25 protein-coding genes are annotated in these 23,483 nt (G+C 57.4%); 12 read left to right on the top strand and 13 right to left on the bottom strand.

The annotated features are described in order from the left end of the window. Positions 1-61: 61 nt before the first annotated feature. Positions 62-2,104 carry a methionine--tRNA ligase gene (gene metG / locus ACODS3_RS15490; protein WP_489035115.1) on the bottom strand — a complete coding sequence of 681 codons (2,043 nt, stop codon included), beginning with the start codon at positions 2,102-2,104 and terminating at the stop codon, positions 62-64. 131 nt (positions 2,105-2,235) lie between these two features. Between metG and apbC the strand changes: the two genes are divergently transcribed. Next, a complete protein-coding gene (apbC, locus tag ACODS3_RS15485) occupies positions 2,236-3,330 on the top strand; it encodes an iron-sulfur cluster carrier protein ApbC (RefSeq protein ID WP_201000096.1) in 1,095 nt (364 codons plus the stop codon). Between the two features lie 126 nt (positions 3,331-3,456). Here the strand turns inward: apbC and ACODS3_RS15480 are convergent, their stop codons facing one another. Next, positions 3,457-3,666: a cold-shock protein gene (locus tag ACODS3_RS15480; RefSeq protein ID WP_002554837.1), complete on the bottom strand. Its 210-nt coding sequence runs from the start codon at positions 3,664-3,666 to the stop codon at positions 3,457-3,459. A 319-nt stretch (positions 3,667-3,985) separates the two neighbouring features. Between ACODS3_RS15480 and dcd the strand changes: the two genes are divergently transcribed. Next, a complete protein-coding gene (gene dcd, locus ACODS3_RS15475; RefSeq protein WP_017126297.1) occupies positions 3,986-4,552 on the top strand; it encodes a dCTP deaminase in 567 nt (188 codons plus the stop codon). Between the two features lie 114 nt (positions 4,553-4,666). After that, complete coding sequence (locus tag ACODS3_RS15470; protein ID WP_201000095.1) at positions 4,667-4,885, top strand: hypothetical protein; 219 nt, start codon at positions 4,667-4,669, stop codon at positions 4,883-4,885. A 36-nt stretch (positions 4,886-4,921) separates the two neighbouring features. Here the strand turns inward: ACODS3_RS15470 and ACODS3_RS15465 are convergent, their stop codons facing one another. From ACODS3_RS15465 to ACODS3_RS15425, 9 genes are all read right to left on the bottom strand, one after another. Further along, positions 4,922-5,686, bottom strand: coding sequence for an ABC transporter ATP-binding protein (locus ACODS3_RS15465; RefSeq protein ID WP_489035092.1), 765 nt, complete (start codon positions 5,684-5,686; stop codon positions 4,922-4,924). Between the two features lie 9 nt (positions 5,687-5,695). Then, entirely contained in the window at positions 5,696-6,814 is a 1,119-nt protein-coding gene (locus tag ACODS3_RS15460; RefSeq protein ID WP_201017343.1) for a succinylglutamate desuccinylase/aspartoacylase family protein, read from the bottom strand. 15 nt (positions 6,815-6,829) lie between these two features. Further along, a complete protein-coding gene (locus tag ACODS3_RS15455) occupies positions 6,830-7,540 on the bottom strand; it encodes an ABC transporter permease (RefSeq protein WP_201017342.1) in 711 nt (236 codons plus the stop codon). Continuing rightward, entirely contained in the window at positions 7,537-8,265 is a 729-nt protein-coding gene (locus ACODS3_RS15450; protein WP_201000091.1) for an ABC transporter permease, read from the bottom strand. Before ACODS3_RS15450 ends, ACODS3_RS15455 begins: the two co-directional genes overlap by 4 nt. A gap of 85 nt (positions 8,266-8,350) precedes the next feature. Next, a complete protein-coding gene (locus ACODS3_RS15445; RefSeq protein ID WP_201000090.1) occupies positions 8,351-9,133 on the bottom strand; it encodes a transporter substrate-binding domain-containing protein in 783 nt (260 codons plus the stop codon). A 298-nt stretch (positions 9,134-9,431) separates the two neighbouring features. Beyond that, positions 9,432-11,909, bottom strand: coding sequence for a penicillin acylase family protein (locus ACODS3_RS15440; RefSeq protein WP_489035089.1), 2,478 nt, complete (start codon positions 11,907-11,909; stop codon positions 9,432-9,434). 345 nt (positions 11,910-12,254) lie between these two features. Further along, entirely contained in the window at positions 12,255-12,899 is a 645-nt protein-coding gene (locus tag ACODS3_RS15435) for a glutathione binding-like protein (RefSeq protein WP_201017340.1), read from the bottom strand. A gap of 108 nt (positions 12,900-13,007) precedes the next feature. Then, a complete protein-coding gene (locus ACODS3_RS15430; RefSeq protein WP_111757795.1) occupies positions 13,008-13,214 on the bottom strand; it encodes an SEC-C metal-binding domain-containing protein in 207 nt (68 codons plus the stop codon). 62 nt (positions 13,215-13,276) lie between these two features. Next, on the bottom strand, positions 13,277-13,774 hold the full coding sequence (locus tag ACODS3_RS15425; RefSeq protein ID WP_201017339.1) for an LEA/WHy family protein: 498 nt from the start codon (positions 13,772-13,774) through the stop codon (positions 13,277-13,279). A 101-nt stretch (positions 13,775-13,875) separates the two neighbouring features. On the opposite strand from ACODS3_RS15425, the gene ACODS3_RS15420 reads away from it, so the two are divergent. Beyond that, positions 13,876-14,394 (top strand): hypothetical protein, encoded by a 519-nt coding sequence (locus tag ACODS3_RS15420; RefSeq protein WP_489035086.1) that lies wholly within the window; start codon positions 13,876-13,878, stop codon positions 14,392-14,394. Positions 14,395-14,474: 80 nt separating this feature from the next. Here the strand turns inward: ACODS3_RS15420 and ACODS3_RS15415 are convergent, their stop codons facing one another. Together ACODS3_RS15415 and ACODS3_RS15410 are read right to left on the bottom strand one after the other, a co-directional pair. Continuing rightward, positions 14,475-14,948: a YchJ family protein gene (locus tag ACODS3_RS15415; protein ID WP_201000085.1), complete on the bottom strand. Its 474-nt coding sequence runs from the start codon at positions 14,946-14,948 to the stop codon at positions 14,475-14,477. Between the two features lie 3 nt (positions 14,949-14,951). Beyond that, complete coding sequence (locus ACODS3_RS15410) at positions 14,952-15,449, bottom strand: DUF6231 family protein (protein WP_201017337.1); 498 nt, start codon at positions 15,447-15,449, stop codon at positions 14,952-14,954. 730 nt (positions 15,450-16,179) lie between these two features. On the opposite strand from ACODS3_RS15410, the gene ACODS3_RS15405 reads away from it, so the two are divergent. The 8 genes from ACODS3_RS15405 (at position 16,180) to ACODS3_RS15370 (ending at position 23,427) form a co-directional block, all read left to right on the top strand. Further along, a complete protein-coding gene (locus ACODS3_RS15405) occupies positions 16,180-16,857 on the top strand; it encodes a hypothetical protein (RefSeq protein ID WP_201017336.1) in 678 nt (225 codons plus the stop codon). Between the two features lie 24 nt (positions 16,858-16,881). Beyond that, the gene (locus ACODS3_RS15400) at positions 16,882-17,769 is read left to right on the top strand and encodes a 2Fe-2S iron-sulfur cluster-binding protein (protein ID WP_201017335.1); all 888 of its coding nucleotides are present in this window, start codon (positions 16,882-16,884) and stop codon (positions 17,767-17,769) included. Between the two features lie 14 nt (positions 17,770-17,783). Next, positions 17,784-18,995, top strand: a complete 1,212-nt coding sequence (locus ACODS3_RS15395) for an ATP-grasp domain-containing protein (protein WP_201017334.1) — start codon at positions 17,784-17,786, stop codon at positions 18,993-18,995. Beyond that, the gene (locus ACODS3_RS15390; RefSeq protein ID WP_201017333.1) at positions 18,992-20,173 is read left to right on the top strand and encodes an ATP-grasp domain-containing protein; all 1,182 of its coding nucleotides are present in this window, start codon (positions 18,992-18,994) and stop codon (positions 20,171-20,173) included. The genes ACODS3_RS15395 and ACODS3_RS15390 overlap by 4 nt, the downstream gene beginning before the upstream one ends. Continuing rightward, positions 20,173-21,270, top strand: coding sequence for an arginine deiminase family protein (locus ACODS3_RS15385; RefSeq protein WP_201017332.1), 1,098 nt, complete (start codon positions 20,173-20,175; stop codon positions 21,268-21,270). The genes ACODS3_RS15390 and ACODS3_RS15385 overlap by 1 nt, the downstream gene beginning before the upstream one ends. A 27-nt stretch (positions 21,271-21,297) precedes the next feature. Beyond that, entirely contained in the window at positions 21,298-22,245 is a 948-nt protein-coding gene (locus ACODS3_RS15380; protein ID WP_489035082.1) for a DMT family transporter, read from the top strand. Positions 22,246-22,400: 155 nt separating this feature from the next. Next, entirely contained in the window at positions 22,401-22,676 is a 276-nt protein-coding gene (locus tag ACODS3_RS15375) for a DUF1145 domain-containing protein (protein ID WP_201017330.1), read from the top strand. Next, positions 22,669-23,427 carry a collagen-like protein gene (locus ACODS3_RS15370; RefSeq protein WP_201017329.1) on the top strand — a complete coding sequence of 253 codons (759 nt, stop codon included), beginning with the start codon at positions 22,669-22,671 and terminating at the stop codon, positions 23,425-23,427. Before ACODS3_RS15375 ends, ACODS3_RS15370 begins: the two co-directional genes overlap by 8 nt. Positions 23,428-23,483 lie beyond the last annotated feature (56 nt).

Genomic DNA, 23,483 nt, shown 5'->3' with positions numbered 1-23,483 from the left:
CGGCAAGGAAGCGGCGTGATAGTCAAAGGCCCGATAGCGGAGCTATCGGGCCTGGGGTGCATTACTTGATGCGTTGACCTGGCTTGGCGCCACTGTCCGGGCTCAGCAGGTAAATTTCTTCACCGCCGGGGCCGGCCGCCATCACCATGCCTTCGGAAATGCCAAAACGCATTTTCCGTGGCTTGAGGTTGGCGATCATCATGGTCAGGCGACCTTCCAGCTTGCTCGGCTCCGGGTAAGCGCTCTTGATCCCGGAGAACACGTTGCGCTGCTCGTCACCGATATCCAGAGTCAGGCGCAGCAGCTTGTCTGCACCCTCCACATGCTCGGCTTTGACGATCAGCGCAACGCGCAGGTCGACAGCGGCAAAGGTGTCGAAGTCGATTTCCGCCGACAGCGGGTCCTTGGTCAGCTCGCCGTTGCCTGTTGGGGCTGCATCGGTGGAGCTGGCAGCCAGATCTTCCTTGGAAGCGGCGGTCATGGCTTCCACCTTGGCCGGATCGATGCGGGTCATCAGCGCCGAGAACGTATTGAGCTGGTGATTGCCCAGCAGTGTCTTGTGATCGTCCCAGGTCAGCGGCGCGACATTGAGGAATTTCTCGGCGTCGGCGGCCAGTGCTGGCAGGACCGGCTTGAGGAAGATCACCAGTTGGCGGAACAGGTTGATGCCCAGAGCACATACGGCCTGGACTTCATCCTGCTTGCCTTCCTGCTTGGCCAGTGACCAGGGAGCCTTGTCGGCGATGTAGGCGTTGGCGCGGTCGGCCAGGGCCATGGTTTCACGCATGGCGCGAGCGAAGTCACGGGCTTCGTAGGCTTCGGCGATGCCAGGTGCGGCAGCCAGGAAAGCGTCGGTCAGTTCCGGCGCGGCATTGCCCTCGACCAGAACGCCTGCGTTGCCTTTGTGGATGAAACCTGCACAACGGCTGGCGATATTGACCACCTTGCCGATCAGGTCGGAGTTGACCTTTTGCACGAAGTCTTCAAGGTTCAGGTCCAGGTCGTCAACGCCCCGGCCCAGCTTCGCCGCGTAGTAGTAACGCAGGTACTCGGGTGAGAGGTGTTCCAGATAGGTGCGCGCCTTGATGAAGGTGCCACGCGATTTCGACATTTTCTGCCCGTTCACGGTCAGGTAGCCGTGGACGTTGATCCCGGTTGGCTTGCGCAGGCCTGCGCCTTCGAGCATTGCAGGCCAGAACAGGGCGTGGAAGTTGACGATGTCCTTGCCGATGAAGTGGTACAGCTCGGTGGTGGAGTCCTTGGCCCAGAAGGCATCGAAGTCCAGGTCCGGGCGACGTGCGCACAGGTTCTTGAAGCTGGCGATGTAGCCGATAGGCGCATCCAACCAGACATAGAAGTATTTGCCCGGCTCGTCAGGGATCTCGAAGCCGAAATACGGCGCATCGCGGGAGATATCCCACTGTTGAAGGCCGCTATCGAGCCATTCGGCGATCTTGTTGGCGACAGCGTCCTGCAGGGTACCGCTGCGGGTCCAGCTCTTGAGCATGTCCTCGAAGGCGGGCAGGTCGAAGAAGAAGTGTTTGGAATCCTTCAGTACGGGCGTTGCGCCGGAAATCGCCGATTTCGGGTCTTTCAGGTCAGTCGGTGCGTAGGTCGCGCCGCATTTTTCGCAGTTGTCGCCGTACTGATCCTCGGTACCGCATTTCGGACAGGTGCCCTTGATAAAGCGGTCGGCCAGGAACATCTTCTTTTCCGGGTCGAAATATTGCGTGATCGAGCGCGTGGCAATATGCCCGGCATCGCGCAGCCGGGTGTAGATCATGCTCGACAGCTCGCGGTTTTCTTCGGCGTGCGTCGAGTGGAAGTTGTCGAAGTCCACCAGGAAGTCGGCAAAGTCGGCGCTGTGTTCGGCCTTGACGTTGTCGATCAGCTGTTCCGGGGTGATGCCTTCCTTTTCTGCGCGCAGCATGATTGCCGAGCCATGGGCATCGTCTGCGCAGACATAAGTGCACTGGTTGCCGCGATGCTTCTGGAAACGCACCCACATGTCGGTCTGGATGTATTCGAGCATGTGGCCAAGGTGAATGGAACCATTGGCATAGGGCAGGGCGCTGGTAACGAGAATCTTGCGTGGCTCGGACATGGGGCTCGGCTACTTGAACTGGAACGGAGGTCGGCCACTATAAAGGTCCGGGAAATATATTTCACCTTGTACAGACTTTCTATATGTAGGATAGCCGCCTGTTTTAGTCAGTCTCTTTTCGGAGTAAGCCCATGAGCGCAGTCAATCGCGCAGCGGTGGAGACGATTCTTCGCCAGTACACCGACCCTTACATGAACCTGGATCCGGTCAGCGCCGGTTGTGTTCGATCCATCGATATTCAGGATGCACAAGTCAGCGTGCAGCTTGAGTTGGGTTATGCCGCCGATCTGTTCCGAAAAGGCTGGGCGCAGGTGCTGCAAACGGCAATCGAAGGCCTGGATGGCGTCGCCTCGGCCAAGGTCGATATCCGCACCGTCATCAACCCTCACAAGGCTCAGGCGCAGGTTCCCGGGCTGGCCAATGTGAAGAACATTGTTGCCGTGGCTTCGGGCAAGGGCGGAGTCGGGAAATCCACGACGGCTGCCAACCTGGCGCTGGCCTTGTCTCGCGAAGGCGCACGGGTCGGCATCCTCGATGCGGATATCTATGGCCCGAGCCAGGGCGTGATGTTCGGTATTCCCGAAGGCACGCGGCCGCGGATCAAGGACCAGAAGTGGTTCGTGCCCATCGAGGCGCATGGTGTTGAAGTCATGTCCATGGCTTTTCTGACCGATGACAACACGCCGATGGTCTGGCGCGGGCCGATGGTGTCCGGCGCGTTGCTGCAACTGGTCACCCAGACGGCCTGGAATGATCTGGATTATCTGGTCATCGACATGCCGCCGGGCACTGGAGATATCCAGCTGACCCTGGCGCAGAAGGTTCCGGTTGCCGGCTCCGTGATCGTCACGACGCCTCAGGACCTGGCCTTGCTGGATGCGAAGAAAGGCGTCGAGATGTTCCGCAAGGTCAATATTCCGGTATTGGGCGTCGTGGAAAACATGGCGGTGCATATCTGCTCGAACTGCGGGCATGCCGAGCATCTGTTCGGTGAGGGCGGCGGTGAGAAGCTGGCTTCGCAATATGACGTCGAGCTGCTGGCTTCGCTGCCATTGTCGATGCTGATTCGCGAACAGGCTGATGGCGGCAAGCCGACGGCGATTGCCGAGCCGGAAAGCCAGATTGCGATGGTGTATCAGGAACTGGCGCGGCACGTGGGCGCCCGGATTGTGTTGCAGGAAGCTGCAAGCCCGGCGATGCCGACCATCTCAATCAGCGACGATTGAGCCGGGGCAGCGGCAAGCTTTGAGCTGCAAGCTTCAAGTCAAAAGCTTGTAGCTTGTAGCCACAAACCACACGCGCACAAAAAACCCCGCTTTTAAGGGCGGGGTTTTTAAGCGAATCAGTACAAGTTAGATAACTTGAACTTCTTCAGCTTGCATGCCTTTCTGACCGCGGGTAGCGATGAAAGAAACCTGTTGGCCTTCTTTCAGGCTTTTGAAGCCGTCGGATTGGATAGCTTTGAAGTGCACGAACAGGTCGTCACCGGATTGTGGAGTGATGAAGCCGAAGCCTTTTTCATCGTTGAACCACTTAACGGTACCAGTTTGGCGATTGGACATAATATATCTCCTTGGACAAAGTTAACTGCGACTCAGGAAGAGCCCTGGCCGAGACTGAGTGCAAAGAGCTGGAAAATTCATGGAGATGGTTGGATCGAAATTCAACATCGTGTAGAGATTCTCAGTGACACAAGCAACACAGTGGCAACACCTTAACCCTTTTTAAGGGACGTGCCAATGGTCTTATGAGGATTATTTCTATTCGCGCTCAATGTGGGTGTGAGTCCCGTAAACTCTGGATCTGTTGGCTTTGAACCGGACGCCTCGGCCCGGTAAGATGCCGGACATCTTTTTTCACCTCGCTATTCAGGACATCGCCATGAGCATCAAATCGGACAAGTGGATTCGCCGCATGGCGCAAGAGCACGGCATGATCGAGCCCTTCGTCGAGCGCCAGATGCGTGGCGAGGGCGCCGACCGTCTGATTTCCTTCGGAGTATCCAGCTACGGTTACGACGTGCGTTGTGCAGATGAATTCAAGGTTTTCACCAACATCAACTCGGCGACCGTCGATCCGAAAAACTTCGATGAGAAAAGCTTCGTCGATATCAAGAGCGACGTCTGCATCATCCCGCCGAACTCTTTTGCGCTGGCGCGTACCGTCGAATACTTCCGTATCCCGCGCAATGTCCTGACCATCTGTCTGGGCAAGAGCACCTATGCGCGTTGCGGCATCATCGTCAACGTCACGCCGCTTGAGCCGGAATGGGAAGGTCACGTGACCCTGGAGTTCTCGAACACCACGACCCTGCCAGCCAAGATCTACGCCAACGAAGGCGTTGCGCAGATGCTGTTCCTGGAGTCCGATGAGGAATGTGAAGTGTCCTATAAGGACCGCGGCGGCAAGTATCAGGGCCAGCGTGGCGTGACCCTGCCGCGTACATGATTTTTGGGGTGCGGCATTCGGTCAATTGAATTAAAGCCCGTTTGCGCACTCTATTTCCTGACATGATCCTCCTCATACGCAGCGTGTGGGGAGGCCGATGATCGGGAGTGCCCTATGACGACAGATTTCAAACCCTCTGACCGGGAAAAGCCTCCTCAGCTCAATGAGATAGGGCTTCTTGCCTGGTCATTAATGGCTGATTTGCAATTCAATATGGTGGGCGGTGGCATTCCGGGCGATCCGGGGCCGGACACGCCGTTTCCGCCCGGACCACCGGATGAGCCCGGTGAGCCGACATTGCCGGACGAGCCTCCGCCTGTTCCTGTTGCATGAGTGCCCTGCTCTGGAGCGGCTTCAGTGCCCTGACGCCTACTTCAGGTTGCCGCTCAGGAACTGCTGCAAGCGCTCGCTCCTGGGGTTGTTGAGGACTTCGTCCGGATGACCTGATTCTTCGATCTGGCCCTTGTGCAGAAACACCACCTGAGTGGCGACCTTGCGGGCGAAGCCCATTTCATGGGTGACCAGGATCATGGTCCGGCCTTCCTCTGCCAGGCCTTGAATCACCTTGAGCACTTCACCGACCAGTTCCGGGTCGAGCGCCGAGGTAGGCTCGTCGAACAGCATGATTTCCGGCTCCATCGCCAGAGCACGGGCTATTGCCACGCGCTGCTGCTGCCCGCCGGACAGAAACGCCGGGTATTGATCGGCGACACGTTCAGGCAGCCCGACCTTGTCCAGATATTTGCGGGCGCGCTGTTCAGCTTCGGCCTTTGACACGCCCAGCACCCGGCGCGGAGCCATGGTGATGTTCTCCAGCACGGTCATGTGTGCCCACAGATTGAAATGCTGGAACACCATCGCCAGTCGTGTGCGGATGCGTTGCAGTTCGTCGGCGTCGGCGACCCGCATGCCGTCCTTGTCACTGACCATGCGGATCTGCTGGCCATCCAGGCTCATGGCGCCGTCGTTTGGCTGTTCCAGAAAGTTGATGCAGCGCAGGAAGGTGCTCTTGCCCGAGCCGCTGGCGCCGATCAGGCAGATCACGTCACCGCTTTGAGCCTTGAGCGATACGCCTTTGAGTACCTCGTTGTCGCCATAGCTTTTATGCAGGCCATCGATGGTCAGTTTGTACATGTCAGGTCCTCAAGGAGAAAGTAGATAGCCGCTGCGATAGGCCTGAGTGCCAGCGACATGAGCGATGACCATGCCTGCCGTTGCCATGCGTCGTAGTGAGCGGGCATAGAGCAGACCAGCGTTTTGTGCGTGAATGGAGGCGACTGCGTCGCTGATCGGGTCGATGATTTCGGCGATCAGTTGCCCGGCCTCGATGTATTCGCCGGGCTGGGCGCAGAACACCAGCAGGCCGCCAGTCGGGGTAAGGACTGGTTCGACCGCTGCCAGCGGAGTGGCCGGGTAGAGCAATTCAGGTTGCTCGGGGGCTTCGCCTTCGATGGCGCCAAAGTCGATCAGGTAGTTGATGATCGCCTGGCAGTCGCGGCTGCCCAGCGCGTGATTGACGTCACCCTGGCCTCGCAACTCCAGCGTCACCGAAAAGCTGCCCATCGGGATCGGGAAGCGCTCGCCAAAGCGTTGCTGCAATTGCCACCAGACCAGCGTGAAGCATTCATCGAACGATTGACCGCCCGAATCGGTGGCCAGCAGGCTTGCCTGCGCACCCAGATAGCGCGACAGCGGCTCGACTTTCGGCCATGCCTCGGGCGTGGTGTAAAGGTGTTCCACCGACTCGAAGTCGCAATGCAGGTCCAGCACCATGTCGGCATTGCAGGCCAGCTTTTGCAGGGTCAGTCGCAGTGACTGCAACTGCGTCGTGGCGATCTGGGCATCCAGCGCCAGACGCAGGTTTTCGCGGATCAGCGTCGTGTTGTGCTGCGCATCGTCATTGAGCCGGCTTTCGATTTCATCGCCGACCTGTTCGCCAAGGTCGGTAAACCAGCGATTGAAGTTTTGCCCGCTTTCCAGCTCGTAACGCCCCAGCGGGGTGTCCATCAGGATCTGTTCCAGGCCAATCGGGTTGGCAACCGGGACGACAATGATTTCTCCTCGCAGCCGCCCGGCATTTTCCAGTTCTGCAAGGCGCTGTTTCAGATACCAGGCCACCAGCATGCCTGGCAGTTCGTCGGCATGCAGCGACGCCTGGATGTAGATCTTGCAGGTGCCGTCTTGCGGGCCGTAATGAAAACTGTGGACTTGCCGCGCAGTGCCGGGCACCGGCGACAGCAAGTCGTGGGTCTGATGATGCATGGGCAGGTGTCCTGTCTAGTGAGCCGGGCCGAGGAAGGCCAGCCAGCGACGTTCGGCAAGACGGAACAGTCCGACCAGGATAAAGGTGACGGTCAGGTACATGGCTGCTGCAATCCCGAAAGACTGGAACGTCATGAAGGTTGCCGAGTTGGCATCGCGCGCCACCTTGAGAATGTCCGGCACCGTGGCCGTGAAGGCTACCGTGGTCGAGTGCAGCATCAGGATCACTTCGTTGCTGTAGTAGGGCAGCGAGCGACGTAGCGCCGAGGGCATGATCACATAGGCATAGAGCTTCCAGCCTGTCAGGCCGTAGGCCTTGGCGGCTTCGACTTCACCGTGGGCCATGCTGCGTATCGCACCCGCGAAGATCTCGGTGGTATAGGCGCAGGTATTGAGGGTAAAAGCCAGAATGGTGCAGTTCATCGCATCGCGAAAGAATGCGTCCAGAACAGGCTGTTCACGCACGGCCGCGATGCTGTAGATGCCGGTATAGCAGATCAGCAACTGGATATAGAGAGGCGTGCCGCGAAACAGATAGGTGTAGAACTGCACCGGCCAGCGTACCCAGCGCTTTTCCGAGACACGGGCAATGGACAGCGGAATGGACAGGCAGAAACCGATGGCAATGGAAGCGCTGAGCAACCACATGGTCATCGCCAGACCGGTAACGTTGACGCCGTCTGTATAAAGGAAGGCTTTCCAGTATTCCTGAAGCAGCTCGATCATCGCTTGGCCTCCCGGCTGCCTGCGGCGTAATGCCGTTCGGCCCAGCGCAATGCAAAGTTCGATGCACTGGTGATGACCAGATAGATCAATGCCGCCAGGACCAGAAAATAGAACAGTTGATAGGTGCTTTTACCGGCATCCTGAGACGCCTTGACCAGATCGGCCAGACCGATGATCGACACCAGTGCGGTGGCCTTGAGCAGCACTTGCCAGTTATTGCCGATGCCCGGCAATGCGTAACGCATCATCTGCGGGAACACGACATAGCGAAAGCGCTGGCCGCGTTTCAGACCGTAGGCGATGGCTGCTTCAACCTGACCGCGTGGCACCGACAGAATGGCGCCGCGGAAGGTTTCCGTGAAATAGGCGCCATAGATGAAACCGAGGGTGATGACCCCGGCGCCGAAAGGATTGATTTCGATGTATTCCCATTCCATGGCGTCAGTGAGGCTGGTGAGCCAGGTTTGCAGGCTGTAGAAAATCAGCAGCATCAGCACCAGATCCGGAACGCCACGGATCAGGGTGGTGTAGATCTGTGCCGGCACGCGCAGCAGCGCCGAGCTGGACAGCTTGGCACTGGCGCCGATCAGGCCGAGCACGATGCTCAGCAGCAGCGACAGTACCGATAATTTGATGGTCATCCAGGTGCCCTGAAGCAGCAGCGGGCCGAAGCCTTTCAAGCTGAATGCCGAGAGTCCCAGGTTTTGCATTAATGCATCGAGCATGGATAAAGCCTTGAGCGGGCAACAAACAGAAACGCCCATCGAGAGCGGCGGCGAATGATCGCCGAATCGATGGGCGTTGGGGGTGTTATTTACCGCTATACAGATTCAGGTCGCCAAAGTGTTTCTTCTGGATTTCGGCGTAGGTGCCGTCATCGTGTAACGCTTTGATACCTTTATCCAGGAGAGCCTTGAGCTCTTTGTTACCTTTTGCGATACCGATCGCAGTCTTGGCGGGCAGCAGCGGGCTGTCGACTGGCTCGCTGACTTCATAACCGGCGCCGGCCGGGGATTTCAGGAAGCCCAGTTCGGCTTGCAGCATGTCCTGGATGGAAGCATCCAGACGGCCGGAAGTCAGGTCCGCATAAACCTGATCCTGGTTGGCGTAGGCTTTGGTGCTTACACCGGCCTTGTCCAGAACGGCCTTGGCATAGGCTTCCTGGATGGTGCCTTGCTCGTAGCCTACGGTTTTACCTTTCAGGCTGGCCGGGTCAGCGGTGAAGCCTGCACCTTTTTTGAACACCAGCGAGGTCGGGCCGGAGAACAGTTCGTTGGAGAAGTCGATGACTTTCTCGCGGGCTGGAGTAACGGTCATCGACGAGATGACACCGTCGAATTTCTTGGCTTTCAGGCCTGGAATCATGCCGTCGAAATCGCTTTCGACCCATTTGCAGGTCACGTTCAGTTCTTTGCAGATTGCATTGCCCAGGTCGATATCGAAGCCCTGGAGGCTGCCGTCTGCGGCTTTCGACTCAAAAGGAGCATAAGAAGGATCGACGCCAAAACGCAGCTCCTTGTATTCCTTGGCCACGGAGGTACCAGCGGCCAGGCACAGAGCCAGTGCGGAAAGGGTCAGCCATGCTTTTTTCATTGTTCAGTCCTTAACCAAATTGAGCGTAGAGAACACGCCAGGCTTGCTACCGGCGGATGCCAGACTGGCAAGAAGTAGCAATTTCCGAACCAAAGAGACGAACGTGCGTTTTAAATATAAGCAGTTGTCGCAATGATGAACTAGCTTGCCATCATGCGCATTTCTGCTTCCGAACGCAGAACCTGCTCACTTGGGCGCGTTGTTTAGTGTCTGGGATGCAGGAGCGATTGTTGCTCAAGAGGGGTGTCCAAAACAGGGCATGACTAGAATCTCGCCCTGTTTTGGTGCTTTCTGATCTCTACTTTCCGGGCGTCAGGGTCAGGCGCTGTTTGCCATAACCTCTTTCATAGTTCTGCTGTTGCAGCGGAATCGTCTGGTATTGCGCCTTGAGCCACGGTTCGATGCTGTTGGCGTAGTGCGGGCTGGCCGGGTTGTCCGACTGGCCGGTGCTGACCAGACCCATCATTGGTTCCACCTGGCTGAAGTCGACGATCATGCGCAAGGCTGGCGCCGTGTGTGCTTCCAGATTCTTGCCCCACTCATAGCCCGAGACATTGATGGTGCTGTGATCGCCACCGGCTGCGCTCTGGCTGCGGTTGAAGTGGTTGCCGCCCAATGCCTTGGCCAGCGGGCTAGCCGGTGCGGCCCAGTTTTCGCGATGCAGCTTGCCCCATTGCCAGGCCTTGTGATCACTGCCCAACAGGCTGTCGCCTGCGGTGATGGCGGCCGCCAGACTGCGGGCCAGGATTGCAGGCTTGTCTTCTTTTTGTGGGGTCTTGATGTCATCCCAGTAAGGGCTGTCTTCACGGCCCAGCAAATGATCGGCCTGTGGCGAGTATGACGAGCTGGCGTTGGCGCTCAAGGCTTGCCAGGCCAGACTGCTTTCCGGACCCAGCTCATCGAGGAAGGTCAGTTTGGCGCTTTCCTGCAGGAACAGCTCATACATCGCTGCATCGGCGGAGCCAGCGGTGAGCTTGCCGTCGAATGCCATCAGGCGCGTGTAGGCTTCCCGAGCCTTGGCGCGCTCGGCCTCGGGCAGCGCGTCGATGGCCTGCTTGAGCGGCTTGGTCATGCCCGGCGCTTCAAACATGTTCTTGAGCTTGGCGGCAAACGTCGTGGTCTGGTCGTACTGCATGGCAATGGTGCTGCGGGTGTCCTGCTTGCCACTGTTGGCCAGTTCGCCAATGCGCTCGGCCCGCTCCGGGTAGCCCCAGGAGTTGGACAGTTGCATGCCATAGCCTTTGGGCACCGTGCGCTGATTGGCGGTAGCGATCCAGCCCTGGCGCGGGTCTTGATCGTAAGGGTGCAGCATCGAGTCGGCAAAGCCGTCCCAGTCGAACTTGCCGTCCCAGCCCGGTGAAGGCAGCAGGCCCTGGCCTTCACGGCGGTTCGGGTAGCGTCCGGTCACTTGCCAGCCGATGTTCGAGGCATCCGCGAACACCATGTTCAGCGTAATCGCACGAATCTCGCGGCTGGTGTCGAAGGCTTTCTCCACGTTGGGCGCGCGGGACAGGTCGAAGAAAGCATCCAGGCTCTTGTCGTCCTTGAAGTCCGGCGTTTGCAGTGCCAGGCCAAAGCCGTTGCCCAACGGATTTGCGCTGGTGTTGAGCAGGGCGCCGTGACGGGTGGCGTACACGGTTTCACGAATCGGACGGCCGCCTTTGACCAGGAAGGTTTCTTCATGGGCGATGGCGGGCAACCATTTGCCGTCAGCCATGTAGAACAGGCGATTGTTTTCGCGCTTGAGCTTTTCCAGGAACAGATCCTGATTGTCGCCTTTGACGTTGCTCAGGCTCCAGGCCAGCTTGCCGTTGAAACCGCTCAGGATCAGAGGCAGCCCGGCAATCGACGCGCCCGACGCCTGATATTTCGGCGCACGCAACTGCACGAAACTCCAGGCCGAGGTGATCCCGGCAGGCAGTTGCATTTCACTGGCCAGCAGGCTTTTGCCATTACGGCTGCGTTGCGGTGCGATGGCCCAGTTACTGGAAGCGGCTACACCGAGCATGTTCAGCTCGGAAAGTTGCAGCGTGACCTTGGTCAGGTCGTTCAGCTCTTGTGTCTGGCTGTTCAGGCTCAGCCCCTTGAGCTTGTCGGCTTCGGAGAAGGGCAGTGCTTCGTCAGGATAGGTCGGCAGCAGCCAGGCCAGCTTGTCGCTGCCGACTTTCTGGGCCAGCACCAGTGCCGAGAGTTCTTCCTGCAGGTTCACCGACAGGTTGAAACTCAGCAGGCTGAAGATCAGCGCCGAGTCTTCGGGCTGCCAGTATTCCGGGCGATAGCCGGAACTGGCCAGGTCCTCTGGCAGCTTGTCGCGATAGCGGAACAGGTAAGCGTTGACGCCGCGGGCATAGACCTCGAAAAAGCGTTTGAGGCGTGGCGATGAAGCGTTGTAAAGCTCGCTGGCGCGCTGCTTGAGGTTGGCCGAGCGCATCAGGCGGTCGACTTCCAGAGCATCGGCTCCGGCCATTTCCGCCAGGCGTCCCTGTGCCAGCAGGCGCATGCCGACCATCTGGGTGATGCGGTCGCCAGCATGCATGTAGCCGAGCGTGAACAGCGCGTCGTGGTAAGTGCTGCTTTCTATCAGCGGCATGCCCAGGTTATTGCGGCGTACCGATACGTTCTGTGCCAGCCCCTTGACCGGAAAAACCCCGGAATTGGGCAGCAATGTCTCGTTGTCACCACCGCCCAACTGGCAGCCCGCAAGGCTCAGGAAACTTGCCGCAATGGCGGCAGCACTGAATCGGCTCAGGAAAAATGAAGGGGCTGGCGAGGCCATGGCGAAACTCCCGCAGGGGTGGCATATGTAAAGGTCGCTACGTTAGAGAGCAGACAGGCGCCACGCAAGACGGGAAGGGGAGTTTATTTCAGGATTTTACAAAGGGGTGGGTTGGTTCGCGGATAAATCCGCTCTCCTACAGGCTAATGCCGATCAGTTAAGGTGCAAACAAAACTTGTGGAAGACAGCTTGCTGGCGAAAAGGCCTGAAAACCGGCAGATATTCTGCGTCTGTACGCTGAATTTGCCAGCAAGCGCCTCCCACGAAGTGATTTATGACCTTAACTGATCGGCATTACTCCTACAGGCAAGCTCGCAGGAGCCAATTCATTCGCGAAGAAGATCATCAAGCCTTCGGCGGATTGATCTGCTCGACCAGCGCATAAGCCCTTTGGGTCGCCTCACGCCCGGCAATGGTCTCGAACCAGCGCTTGAGGTGAGGGAAGTCGTCCAGGTTCTGCTGTTGAAAGGTATGCGGCACGATCCACGGGTAAATCGCCATGTCCGCAATGCTGTACTCGCTGCCTGCCACGAAGTCACGGTCGGCCAGACGCTTGTTCAACACGCCGTACAGACGGGCGGTTTCATCCACGTAGCGCTTGATCGCATAAGGAATCTTTTCCTTGGCGAAGCGGTTGAAGTGGTGATTCTGGCCGGCCATCGGCCCAAGGCCGCCCATCTGCCAGAACAGCCATTGCAGCGTTTCCTGACGGCCACGGAAATCCTGAGAGATGAATTTGCCGGTCTTGTCCGCCAGATACAGCAGGATTGCGCCGGACTCGAACAGGCTCAGAGGCTCACCGCCATCGGTTGGTTCGTGATCGACAATGGCCGGGATACGATTGTTGGGTGCGATTTTCAGGAAGCCGGGCTCGAACTGTTCGTCCTTGCCAATGTTCACCGGGAAGATCTTGTAAGGCAGGCCCGTTTCTTCAAGGAACAGGGTGATCTTGTGTCCATTGGGAGTGGTCCAGTAATGAAGGTCGATCATTGAAGGCTCCATGTGATTGATCAAGACCGACTGTTTTACTCTCCCTTGAACTCTCCATACAAATGAAAACGGCCTGCAAGGCAGGCCGTTGGCAAAATGCTCAGCGCTTCACGCGCCGTGGCACTTCTTGAATTTCTTGTCGCTGCCACATGGGCAAGGATCGTTGCGGCCAACGTCCTTCAGGGCGTTGCGCACCGGCTCCTGGTGAGCGTGACCGCAGTTCGGGCCGTGGACATGGCCGTGCTGGTGGTCGTGATGATCATGGTCATGATCGTGATTGCAATCAGGGCCATGCACATGGGCTTGCTGGTTCATCGGGGGTACTCCGCAATTAAATCGGCGCGCATTATCTCGCAAATGTGCGCACAGCAATACCTTTAGCGATTCTTGAGCAGCAGCTCACGGGGTTTTACCGTCTCACTGCGCTCGATAGTGGTGCTGTGCCGGAAAATGATCCCCGTCTTGATCCTGCCTTCGAGTCGGTAGCGAACCTCTTCGTCAGGGTCTTTCATCAGTTCGGCGATGTATTTCACGTGTCGCCATAGGTTGGTCCTGACTGGCACCACAAAGGTTTTCTGGCTGTGAGCTGCGACGAAAAACCAGTCATTGGACCTTTCGTCTGCCAGCAGTACATCGTTGAGCATGAGCTTGTAGCGAAAGCCACGCACCAGCAGACGTGAGTCGTTGGGGTTGTCGACAAGAAAGTGCAGATTGAAGTCCTGCTGCGTCAGCCTGGCCTTGACGACCTGGACTTTCAGCAGATGAACGTCCGGGTCCTGGAAGGACGTGATGCTGCTCCATGTCGAGCAGCCGGTCAGCCCCAGTAATAGCAATGCAAGGCTTATCGTTCTTGTAATTGGCGCCTGGATTGACATTGTTTTGCTCCGTTGGAGAGCTGAGTTTAGCAACTGGCTGGCTTGTTGGGGCTGTCGACGCTACGCCATACTCCCGTCATACGCAGTATGAGTGCCCTTGCATGAATCTCTATGAAATCGTCTTTTGCGGCAAGTTGGTTCCCGGCGCCCAGCTTGAGCGGGTAAAAGCCAACCTGGGCAAACTGTTTCAGGCCGATGAGCAGCGTCTGGCGCTGCTGTTTTCGGGGCGAAGCCTGGTGCTCAAGAGCAATCTCGATGCCGATGCCGCCGAGAAATACCGTTCGACCCTGGAGCGTGCCGGTGCTCTGGTCGAAGTGCTGGACATGAAACTGCCGGTCGAAGAAGTGGAACTGGCACCGCCGCCTGCAGAGCCGGGCACGGCCCGTTTGCAGATCAAGCCTCGGGATGTGTACATGGCGGCTTTTGTTGATGTCGATGCGCCGGATTTTTCTGTCGCCGAAGTCGGCAGCGACATGCAGGACCCCAGGCCCGAACAGTCGACACCGGCGCTGGACCTTTCAGCCTTGAGCCTGGCCCCGGCCGGTAGTGATATGGGGCAGGCAAAACCTGTCGCGAAAGCGCTCAATCCCGATATTTCACACCTGAAGCTCGTGCCATAAAGGCTTCATGGCCTCTTCGCAAATGAATTCGCTCCTACCGGTGTGGGAGCGAATTCATTCGCGAAAACAGTATTCCAGGTTTATCCAATGTAACTCGCACAACACTTCTTGAATTTCTGTTCGCTCCCGCAGGGGCAGGCGTCGTTGCGGCCAGCCTTGAGGGGTGCCGTGGGATCAATGAAGTACCAGCGGCCCTGATTCTGTACAAATGAAGAGCGTTCCCGATGGCTGTGCTCACCACTGCCGTCATGCCAGCGGGCCGTGAACGTGACGAAGGCATGTTCGGGCTTGCCACCGAAAACCTCCGAGCTTTCTACCTCAAGGCCCAGCCAGGTGCTTTGCGCACTCCACTGGGCAATGGATTCGCGGTCCAGCCCCTGTTTCTGCGCGGGCAGCGTGGTATCGACCAGATAATCGATCAATCCCAATACATAGGCGCTGTAGCGCGAACGCATCAGCTTCTCGGCGCAAGGCGCGGGTTGTCCCGCATGAAAATGCCCGCAGCAGGCTAACAACAGATCCCCGCTACCGCAGGGGCAAATAGCACTACTCATGACTCACCACCAGTATTTGCCGAAGTTTTCCGGGTTCGCCCAGAATTTCGAGTTCAGCCAGTCGGGTACTTGCTTGTATTCGCGCAAGTCGTAGGTGAACAGTGTCAGGATCTGCTCGTCGCGCTCAAAGCGTTCGCTCGCTTGCAGGGCCAGTGAAAAGAAATCGGTTTCCTGCCAGCCACAGGCCTGCAGGTCTGCCAGTACTGCGATGCGACTGGCATTGAGATTGCGGATACCGCCCAGCAGTTCCAGGCCGGTGCGCTTGGGGATGTGCTCCAGGCAATCGACCACCAGCGCCAGGTCAAAGCGCTGTGCAGCCAGTTCCGCTGGCAGGTTGCCGGGAGCCGCGAGTGCTACCTCGGTCTGTGGGTGTGCTTCCCGGAAAGCGTGCAGTGCAGGAAATTCCTGTGCTCCGACCAGCAGGAGGCGCTCGGGAGCATAACGGTCGAGCAGGGCGGCCAGTGCTTGTTGCGGGGTGCGGGTGGAATAGCCGACGGTCATCGAAAGTCCTCTGGTTGACCTGTAAGACTAGCCTGCCGGGCGGACTCTGGAAAGCGGCGACGCCCCTCGCTTTTATTCAATGCGCCGATCGGGCAACCAAACACTTTGTCTGTTGCATAGAACATAAAGTTGCTTGCAGACGTTTATCGAGCGCATTAGGATGTTGAGCAAAATTGGATCCAATGGAATGTTGTGCATGGAAGCTAAAAACGGAAAACATCGACCTGAACCTTGCGTGTGGCGATGTTGGCAATATTCCGCTTCCCCTTGAGCGTTGTTCTGTACGCATATCTTTTGGTGATATAGCCATGGGTCAGTGCGTCGGAAACTGCATCTTTTAATTCATTTGCAAGACCGCTGCTTCAGCGATGTCTTTGTAGATGCTTGCTGCCCGAAGAATATATACATGTGAGGGCGAGCCATTGAAGGGCTTGCCGTACGCTCGGTATAAGCATATCGACGCTATAGCGTAAAAGTTAATTCGATTCAGGTCTTGAAATTGAAATATACAGCGCTAATACTGCCGCTGCCCCGAAAAGGGCTTATTGAATGATGGCTTTGTAGTATCAACTCTGTCTGATCTTTTGTCAGATGAGGCATATGCTGTTTTTGCCGGTCGTTCTTGAAATGAGTTATTTCTTTTGCTGTAGCAGTACGTGACAGGGATCAGCGTCTCGCTGAAATAAAATAGTCATTGATTTCAGATGACCATAATGGAGAGGTATAACCGATGATTTCCACTGATGTGATATTGAAAACGCTTGAGTCCACCGTTGATGCCTGCCTGGATGCAGAATTCAAGAAAGACAACATCATGGGCGAGTTCCACCAAGGAGACTGGTTCAATGAGCATTACTACAAGCGCCACATCCTGGAATGCGTAATCCGCATTCACATGAACAATGAACTGGACGCACGTGCCGTTCAGGTGGCGGCCATCGATAATATCTCCGCCGCCAAGCAACTCTCTTACTATCTGTATGATGAGTTTGGCCATGACGAAATGTTTGGGCAGGATCTCATCACTTACGGTTATTCCAAGTCCGACGTTCAGGCAGAGTTTGCCTTCCCGGAAACCTGGAAACTGATGGGCTACCTGAATCTGTGCGTCAGCAAGTTCGGCCCGCTGCCTGCGATCACCTGGGACTGGTTCCTGGAGTACTACGGCGATAAATACAGCTCGTTCATCACCCAGAAAGCCAGCGCCAGCATGGGCCAGCCTGCGGTGAGCGGCGCGGCCTCCCATGTCGCGTTCGACGAAGCGGAAGACCACAGCGGCATGATGAACAACATGCTGGCCTCGGTCATCAAGGATGAAAAGGACCTGGACAAAGCCGTTGTCCATATCAAGGCTTTCATCCCGATGGTGGGCGAATACTTCCAGGCCCTGCGTGCTTCAACGCTTTAATACACATCACTGAAGGCCGGTGTAATGGCAACTTATAGTGTCCGCGTTGGAGAGCAGACCTACACCGCCGACAGCAGGCAGCCTCTTATTGATGCAATCCCCTCCGGAGCGCTCGTAAAAGGCTGCCTTAAAGGTGTGTGCAGAGTGTGTCGATGCCGATTGGTGTCAGGCCGCGTTCTGGAAGACGGTGTGGAAGTTACAGTACAAAGCGAGTTTCTGCCCTGTATAAGCAGGGCAGAAACGGATATTGATATTGTCCCCGCTATCAGCAGCTTTCATGCCGCCAGGCTCAAAAGTAAAACGTATTTGTCCGAACAGGTCATGGAAGTCGTCCTGGAGGTCAAGCGGGTTTTTTATAACGCCAAATCTGTCGTGACGTTGAAGCATCCCGAGCTTTCAGCGGTGCGCAGTTACTCCGTGGTCACGTTGGGCAAAAAAGCGTACGACAGCATCACGTTTCATGTGAAGTTACGCCCCGGTGGGCTGTTCTCAAGTCTGTTTGCAACGTTGTCCGTTGACGACCGACTGGAGTATTACATCGTGAGTCCTTCATTGCCTCACTATGAAAGCGCCATGAACCGTCTGAATATAGTCAGTGGCGGCAGCGGAATGGGGGCGGCATTGAGTCGTGCGCAGGAGTTGGTGGTAAAACACAATATCGGTGAAGTTGAGGTGTATGCCGTCAACCGTACCACTCTTTCCACCTACCACTCGGGCTGTATTGAACGATTTCGCAGTTCCGTTGAATGCAAGGTCAATGTCGTCAACATTCCTTATCGTGACTGGACCTGTGCGGATTTCGATATTGGCGAACACTTGGTAGTGGATGCACTTACGGTAGGTGTGGGGTCGGATCTGGTAATCGACAAGCTGAAAAACCTTCCTTTATGTGAACTCGAAAGTTTTGGATAGTCGGAGACTGAACAATGTCCGTAGTTGTCATCGATCCTGTTTCATCCGGCATAAACTATCTCAATGCAGCGCAGCAACTGGGCGTTGATTTATATGTCTTTTCCGTCGACGGGGGCGAGCAGGAGCTTGACCCGCAACTGCGTGCCAAGGCGCGTCAGGTCATCAAGATCGACACCGCTGATTTCGACGCACAGATGGCGGCGCTCAATGAGTTGGGAACCGTCAGTGCCATTCTTCCCGGCGTGGAGTATGCCGTCCCGATGGCTGCAAGCCTGGGCGCTGCGCAAGGTAAAACGCATCTTGGCGACAACGCCGTGCAACGGGTGCGCAACAAGTTCAACTTCCGCAGTCGTCTGACCGAGACGGGGCTCAGCGATATCGGATTTTTTCTGCTCAGCACCGACGAGCCGGTGGTCGTGCCCGCAGGCTTCAGCTTCCCGGCGGTGGTCAAGCCGGTCGATATGGCCGGGAGTATCGGCGTTCGCAAGCTTTATAACCATGAAGAGCTGGTCGAGGCCGTCAGCGCCTTTCGTCAGTCGTTGCCCAATGACATTGGCTTTACCGCCAGCGGACGCCTGATCGTCGAAGAGTACATTCCCGGCAACGAATACAGTATCGAAGGTGTGGTGCGTAGGGATGGCAGCGTCACCATCGCGTCCATCACCGAGAAACTGCTCGGCTCGGAGCCTTACTTCATCGAGATCGGCCATATCGTCGGCCAGGGCTACGATGAGGCGTTTCGCACCACTCTGAACGACTACACGCTGGCGGTGCTGGATGCCATCAGCCTGAACGTCGGCCCTTTCCATCTGGAGCTTCGGGTTACGCCCCAGGGCCAGCCCGTAGCGGTCGAACTGGCAGCCCGTCTTCCCGGCGACGGTATCGTCGAGCTGATCAAACGGGCCAGTGGAATCGATCTGGCCCTTGAAACGCTCTGTGAATACCTGAGCATCGATACGCCTGCCGCCCCCCAGGCGAGTGGTGTCAGTGCCATCGCCTTCATTCCCCGTGGCGAGAAAAGCGAATTTACCCGCCTGCACGGTCTCGGTGAGCTTATCGACAGTCCGTACTACCTCTCGCACCAGATTTACTTTCGTACCGGCGATGCGCTGGGCTCGGATCAGGACTGGACCTCACGGGTTGGCTACGTGATGTTCGGCGGCGTTGATGAGGCCGCAGTCAGAAGCCTGGTCGGGCGGGTACACAACGAGGTTGCAATCGTATGAAGCACGTTCTGATCATTAACCGCTACGACGACGAACTTTCCGATTACCGCAAATATATCGATCACACTCAGGTCGACGTTTCCTATATTTCCCTGGCGGGGCGTGCAGGGCTGATTGATCAGCAGCTCAGCTTCAAAGTGGTGGAGCTTGGCGTACTGGATGCAGGCCTGATACTGCAGGAAGCGCAGGCCATTCATCGTCAGCACCCCATCGACTTTGTCATCGCCTTCTCGGAATACGATCTGGATGCCGCTGCACTGGTCCGCACCGAGCTGAATATCAGCGGTGCGAAAATCGCCGACAACCTGCTGTGCCGTAACAAGGCCAGTATGAAAGAAGCACTACAGGGCTCGACCGTCCGCTACCCGCAGTACCGAAACGTGTTGTCGCGTCTGGACGTGGAAGAGTTCTGCCATGCGCACGGCTACCCGGTGATCCTGAAACCTCAGGTTGGCGCGGCTTCGGACGGTGTCGTGAAGATTGACCGTCTGAGCGATATCCCCGACCTGCTGGATTTCACCGGCTATGAAGTGGAAGAGTACATAGAAGGCGATATCTATCACGTCGACGCCATACTGGCGGGCGACAGCACTCCGTATTTCAAGGTGTCGAAATACCTGAACACCTGCCTGGATTTTCGCAATGGCCAGCCGCTTGGCTCGGTGGCTGTCGATAATTCTCGGTTCATCGAGGCGGTGCAGGCTTTTACCAGAGAAGTCTGTGTTCGGCTGAACCTCAAGGATCAGGCCATTCATCTGGAGCTTATCGAGCGGCGCGGCGAACTGGTTTTTCTGGAAATCGGCGGTCGGGTCGGCGGTGGCGAGATTCCGTTTGTCGCCATGCGCAGCGAGGGAATCGATCTGTATGAGCTGTGGACCCGTGCTGCGCTCAAGGACCATGTCCCGCCTGTCAAAACCCGGATCACCGGTTTTCTGATGATGCCCAACCCCTTCACCACTGGCTTTGCCTTCGACCCGAAGATGCAATTGTCCCACCCGCTGCTGGCCTATAGCAGCGTTCAGCGGCAAGGCGAATCCAGCGAGTTCAGCTACGAAGAAATCCCCGCACGGCTGCATTTTGTGGGCGAAACCCAGGCTGAGGTGGAAGACGCCATCCTGTATTGCATGGACGTCCTGCAGACCTCCATTCGTGCCGACTCAGTGCGGGAGGCGAGCTGATGAAAGTGCTTGTGCAACTTCCCTCCATCGTACAGCCTGTGGCCATGTCGGTATTCATGGAGGCGCAGCAGCCTTACTCGCTGCGTCAGGCCGATGCCGATGTGCTGGCCCTGGCCGCATCGTTCAATGCCGCAGGTATCCCGACGGCTTTTCTGTCCGACGCGCTGTTCAATGAAGACGGGCCGCACGTCCCGCTGGAAGATATGCGGCAACTGGCCGGGAATGCGCTGCGCTTTGCCGACGATATTCCACAGGAGCGCCAGCGTCTTGCCCACGAACAACTGACGCGCAGCAGTCGCCGGGAACTGGCGGAAATCATCATCAACCAGCCGAAACTCCGGCTGTATTACGATGATGAACTGGGCCGCATCAGCCCTGACGCCACTTATGAAACGTATGAAATTCATCCGTTGTACGGGCTGCTGTTCCCGCGAGACCATTTCATGAACGTGGGCGGCCAGCCGGTTTTCGGCCGCTTGAAACGCCAGGACCGGGCGCGGGAAGTTGAAGTGGTGAAAAAGGTAGTCGCCGCCCATGGCTATCCCCTTGTGGAACTCGACCATGTGCTTGAAGGCGGTGACTATCAGGAAAACGAGCGCGTATCGATCATCAACACCGGCTTTCGGACCCAGGTCGAGACGCTGCACTTCTTGCTGGGGGCCAGCCTGCTCAAGAGCGATGTCGTGCTGGCCGTCGAGGATGGGTGGCACAACCCTGAACAGTTCCACCTCGACCACTATGTATCCCTGCTGCGCGGCGACTTGCTGATCGATGCGAAACGAGCCGACGCCATCGACCGCTCACGGGTGAGCCTCTATCACCGTACACCTTCGGGCTGGCAGCTCTCGCAAGAACACCTGACGTTGCGCCAGGCCGCAGAGGCTGTGGATCTTGAACCGGTGTTGCTGGACGAATCGATGATGTCAGCCTGGTGCGCCAATGCGTTCTCACTGGGCAAGCATGTCTGGATCGATCACAACGCACCCACGGGCTTGCTGGATCGGCTGTCGGCGCGTGGCTATGACATTCATCGGGTCTCTTTCGCCGAACACCAGAAGCAATTTGGCGGCATTCATTGCGCCACCCAACTCATATAACTTCTTATATAACTTCGAGGACCCGTCATGACGGTGGGTAATAAGTCTGTTCTGCCCGTTCTGGCACTGATCATCAGCACCATTGGTGTGGCGTCGGCGATTGCGTTCGTCAAGCTCAGCGAGGTGGATGCCACTTCAACGCTGATGCTGCGCATGTTCATCGCTGGCGGCATGGCCTATGCGTTTACCGCCTTGCCGCCGGGCAAGAACAAGGATGTGGAAACCATCACTCCAGGTCGCAGCCGCAGTGTCATGTTGGCCCTGTTGCTGCTGTCGGGTGTGGTGTCGTGCATCGATCTGCTGTCCAACCACTGGGCGGTGAAGCTGACCAGCATGGCCAACACCTCGATCCTGATGAACCTGTCGCCGGTCTTCGTGGCGATTTTGTCCTTTCTGTTTCTCAAGGAAAAAATCGGCATCTCTCAGGTATTGGCGCTGGCCCTGAGTATCGCGGGAGCCTGCCTGCTGGTGTTTGATGGCAGCGCGAGCCTGACATTCTCCAGCCAGAGCGTGACTGGCGATCTGCTGGCGCTCAACTCGGCGCTGTTCTATGCGATCTATCTGATCCTGATCAAGTCGCTGCGTGACTGCTTCTCGTCCCGCAAGATAATCATCTGGAACAGCTTCACCTGTGCCTTGCTGCTGTTACCGGTGGCCCTTGTCACCAGTCAGCAGATTTTGCCGGACACCCTTTATGGCTGGCTGGTGATTGCTCTGTTGGCGTTGATCAGCCAACTGCTGGGGCATGGGTTGATGGCCTATGCGCTGCGTCATGTCGACGTGGTGCTGGCCTCTGTCTCGGCGCTGGCTCGTCCGGTGGTCGCGATTCTGATCGGCTTCTTCTTTTTCGACGAGAAGCTGGCCGCGCTGCAATGGGTAGGCGTCGCCGCCGTGCTGCTGGGCGTCTGGTGGTACAAGCGCCCGGCACCGGTGGTTCAGCCTGTCATTGAGGGCAAGGCCAGTAGCCAGGCCTGAAAACCGAAAGCCCCAGCCTCGATGCCGCCGTCAGTCCGGTCTTTTTTCACTCCACCGCTGGCATATTTGGTGTACAGGACGTCTACTGTGCGGCAACGAAAAAGCGTGCGAAGAATTCGCTTTCGTAAACGCATCATGACCATGGGGGGCAGGCGATGAAGCTGTTTTGGGGGCTGGGCAAGGTATTGACGCTGGGGTTCTGGCTGGTGGTGATGGTCAATTCGGTCATCGAGGCTCCCAGTCCGTTCGGCATCATGATCGATATGGCAGGCAGCCTGGTGCTGTTGACTCATTTGCTTGAGTTGATCCTGTTCAACGGCAGCCTGCGCGGTCGCCGGCATCCGTGGCGTGATCGGGGGAAAATCCTCATTTTCGGTATCTTCCATGTCCAGGCCATAGGTCGTCGTCCAGCGGAGTCCACTCATGCGTAACCTTTTTCTGTTGGCAGCCCTGTTCAGCCCGCTGGCCTTGGCGCAGACGATCAATGTCGATGCGCACTCCCTGATGCGTCTGCCGGGTAACAGCAGCGTTCTGCAGGTCGAGCGTCTGGAGGTGGCGGATTACGGCACCTTGCTGATCCCGGCAAATATTACCGAGGTCAAGGTCGGTGAGCTGGTGCTGGGGCATGAGGCACGTATCGCCATCGTGCCGGGCTCGCAGACTTTCAGCCTCGTCGTCAGTCATGGCGAATTGGCCTCTGGCAGCCAGATCATGGCGCGTGGCGCACCGGGGACCTTTGAAAAAGCGGCCTTGCCGGGACGCAATCTGATCCTGCGCTTGCAGAGCCTGAACGCCGAGCAACTGTCGATCGATGCCCGTGGCGGTGCCGGTGCGCGAGGTTATGCAGGGCTTGATGGTGGCAATGGTCAGGCGCCGGGTTGCACCTGGGGGCAGGCGGGTCGCGGTTATGACGGTGACAATGGCGGTAACGGCCATGACGGTGCGGCAGGTGCTCAGGTTCGTCTGGAGCTGCCACAGAGTTTTGCTGCCGAGCGTATCAAGGTCAACGTCGAGGGCGGTGCCCCTGGGCCGGGTGGCGAGGGCGGCAAACCGGGCAAGGGTGGCGAATCCAAAGGCTGTATCGTCTATCGGGCCGATGGCGGCAAGCCGGGGAAACCCGGGCAAGTAGGGCAGCCAGGTGCCGCAGGACCTGCCGGTGCATTGAGCCTACAGCGTCTGTAACGCCGTTTCGTCAGGCCCGGAGCATGCTTGTGCCGGGCCTGGCTTATATTCAAGAC

Source organism: Pseudomonas sp. FG43 (assembly GCF_057809175.1).
The sequence above is the reverse complement of the archived record's forward strand: the minus strand, read 5'-3'. Positions and strand labels throughout refer to the sequence as shown.

Excerpts from the sequence above, each read along its gene's own strand:
- ACODS3_RS15415 (WP_201000085.1), bottom strand. The coding sequence starts at position 14,948 with ATGAGTAGTGCTATTTGCCCCTGCGGTAGCGGGGATCTGTTGTTAGCC.
- ACODS3_RS15395 (WP_201017334.1), top strand. The coding sequence starts at position 17,784 with ATGTCCGTAGTTGTCATCGATCCTGTTTCATCCGGCATAAACTATCTC.
- ACODS3_RS15370 (WP_201017329.1), top strand. The coding sequence starts at position 22,669 with ATGCGTAACCTTTTTCTGTTGGCAGCCCTGTTCAGCCCGCTGGCCTTG.
- ACODS3_RS15445 (WP_201000090.1), bottom strand. The coding sequence starts at position 9,133 with ATGAAAAAAGCATGGCTGACCCTTTCCGCACTGGCTCTGTGCCTGGCC.
- ACODS3_RS15435 (WP_201017340.1), bottom strand. The coding sequence starts at position 12,899 with ATGATCGACCTTCATTACTGGACCACTCCCAATGGACACAAGATCACC.
- ACODS3_RS15470 (WP_201000095.1), top strand. The coding sequence starts at position 4,667 with ATGACGACAGATTTCAAACCCTCTGACCGGGAAAAGCCTCCTCAGCTC.
- ACODS3_RS15440 (WP_489035089.1), bottom strand. The coding sequence starts at position 11,909 with ATGGCCTCGCCAGCCCCTTCATTTTTCCTGAGCCGATTCAGTGCTGCC.
- ACODS3_RS15385 (WP_201017332.1), top strand. The coding sequence starts at position 20,173 with ATGAAAGTGCTTGTGCAACTTCCCTCCATCGTACAGCCTGTGGCCATG.
- ACODS3_RS15410 (WP_201017337.1), bottom strand. The coding sequence starts at position 15,449 with ATGACCGTCGGCTATTCCACCCGCACCCCGCAACAAGCACTGGCCGCC.
- ACODS3_RS15390 (WP_201017333.1), top strand. The coding sequence starts at position 18,992 with ATGAAGCACGTTCTGATCATTAACCGCTACGACGACGAACTTTCCGAT.
- ACODS3_RS15465 (WP_489035092.1), bottom strand. The coding sequence starts at position 5,686 with ATGTACAAACTGACCATCGATGGCCTGCATAAAAGCTATGGCGACAAC.
- ACODS3_RS15400 (WP_201017335.1), top strand. The coding sequence starts at position 16,882 with ATGGCAACTTATAGTGTCCGCGTTGGAGAGCAGACCTACACCGCCGAC.
- ACODS3_RS15380 (WP_489035082.1), top strand. The coding sequence starts at position 21,298 with ATGACGGTGGGTAATAAGTCTGTTCTGCCCGTTCTGGCACTGATCATC.
- apbC (WP_201000096.1), top strand. The coding sequence starts at position 2,236 with ATGAGCGCAGTCAATCGCGCAGCGGTGGAGACGATTCTTCGCCAGTAC.
- ACODS3_RS15480 (WP_002554837.1), bottom strand. The coding sequence starts at position 3,666 with ATGTCCAATCGCCAAACTGGTACCGTTAAGTGGTTCAACGATGAAAAA.
- metG (WP_489035115.1), bottom strand. The coding sequence starts at position 2,104 with ATGTCCGAGCCACGCAAGATTCTCGTTACCAGCGCCCTGCCCTATGCC.
- ACODS3_RS15420 (WP_489035086.1), top strand. The coding sequence starts at position 13,876 with ATGAATCTCTATGAAATCGTCTTTTGCGGCAAGTTGGTTCCCGGCGCC.
- ACODS3_RS15460 (WP_201017343.1), bottom strand. The coding sequence starts at position 6,814 with ATGCATCATCAGACCCACGACTTGCTGTCGCCGGTGCCCGGCACTGCG.
- ACODS3_RS15405 (WP_201017336.1), top strand. The coding sequence starts at position 16,180 with ATGATTTCCACTGATGTGATATTGAAAACGCTTGAGTCCACCGTTGAT.
- ACODS3_RS15430 (WP_111757795.1), bottom strand. The coding sequence starts at position 13,214 with ATGAACCAGCAAGCCCATGTGCATGGCCCTGATTGCAATCACGATCAT.
- dcd (WP_017126297.1), top strand. The coding sequence starts at position 3,986 with ATGAGCATCAAATCGGACAAGTGGATTCGCCGCATGGCGCAAGAGCAC.
- ACODS3_RS15450 (WP_201000091.1), bottom strand. The coding sequence starts at position 8,265 with ATGCTCGATGCATTAATGCAAAACCTGGGACTCTCGGCATTCAGCTTG.
- ACODS3_RS15425 (WP_201017339.1), bottom strand. The coding sequence starts at position 13,774 with ATGTCAATCCAGGCGCCAATTACAAGAACGATAAGCCTTGCATTGCTA.
- ACODS3_RS15455 (WP_201017342.1), bottom strand. The coding sequence starts at position 7,540 with ATGATCGAGCTGCTTCAGGAATACTGGAAAGCCTTCCTTTATACAGAC.
- ACODS3_RS15375 (WP_201017330.1), top strand. The coding sequence starts at position 22,401 with ATGAAGCTGTTTTGGGGGCTGGGCAAGGTATTGACGCTGGGGTTCTGG.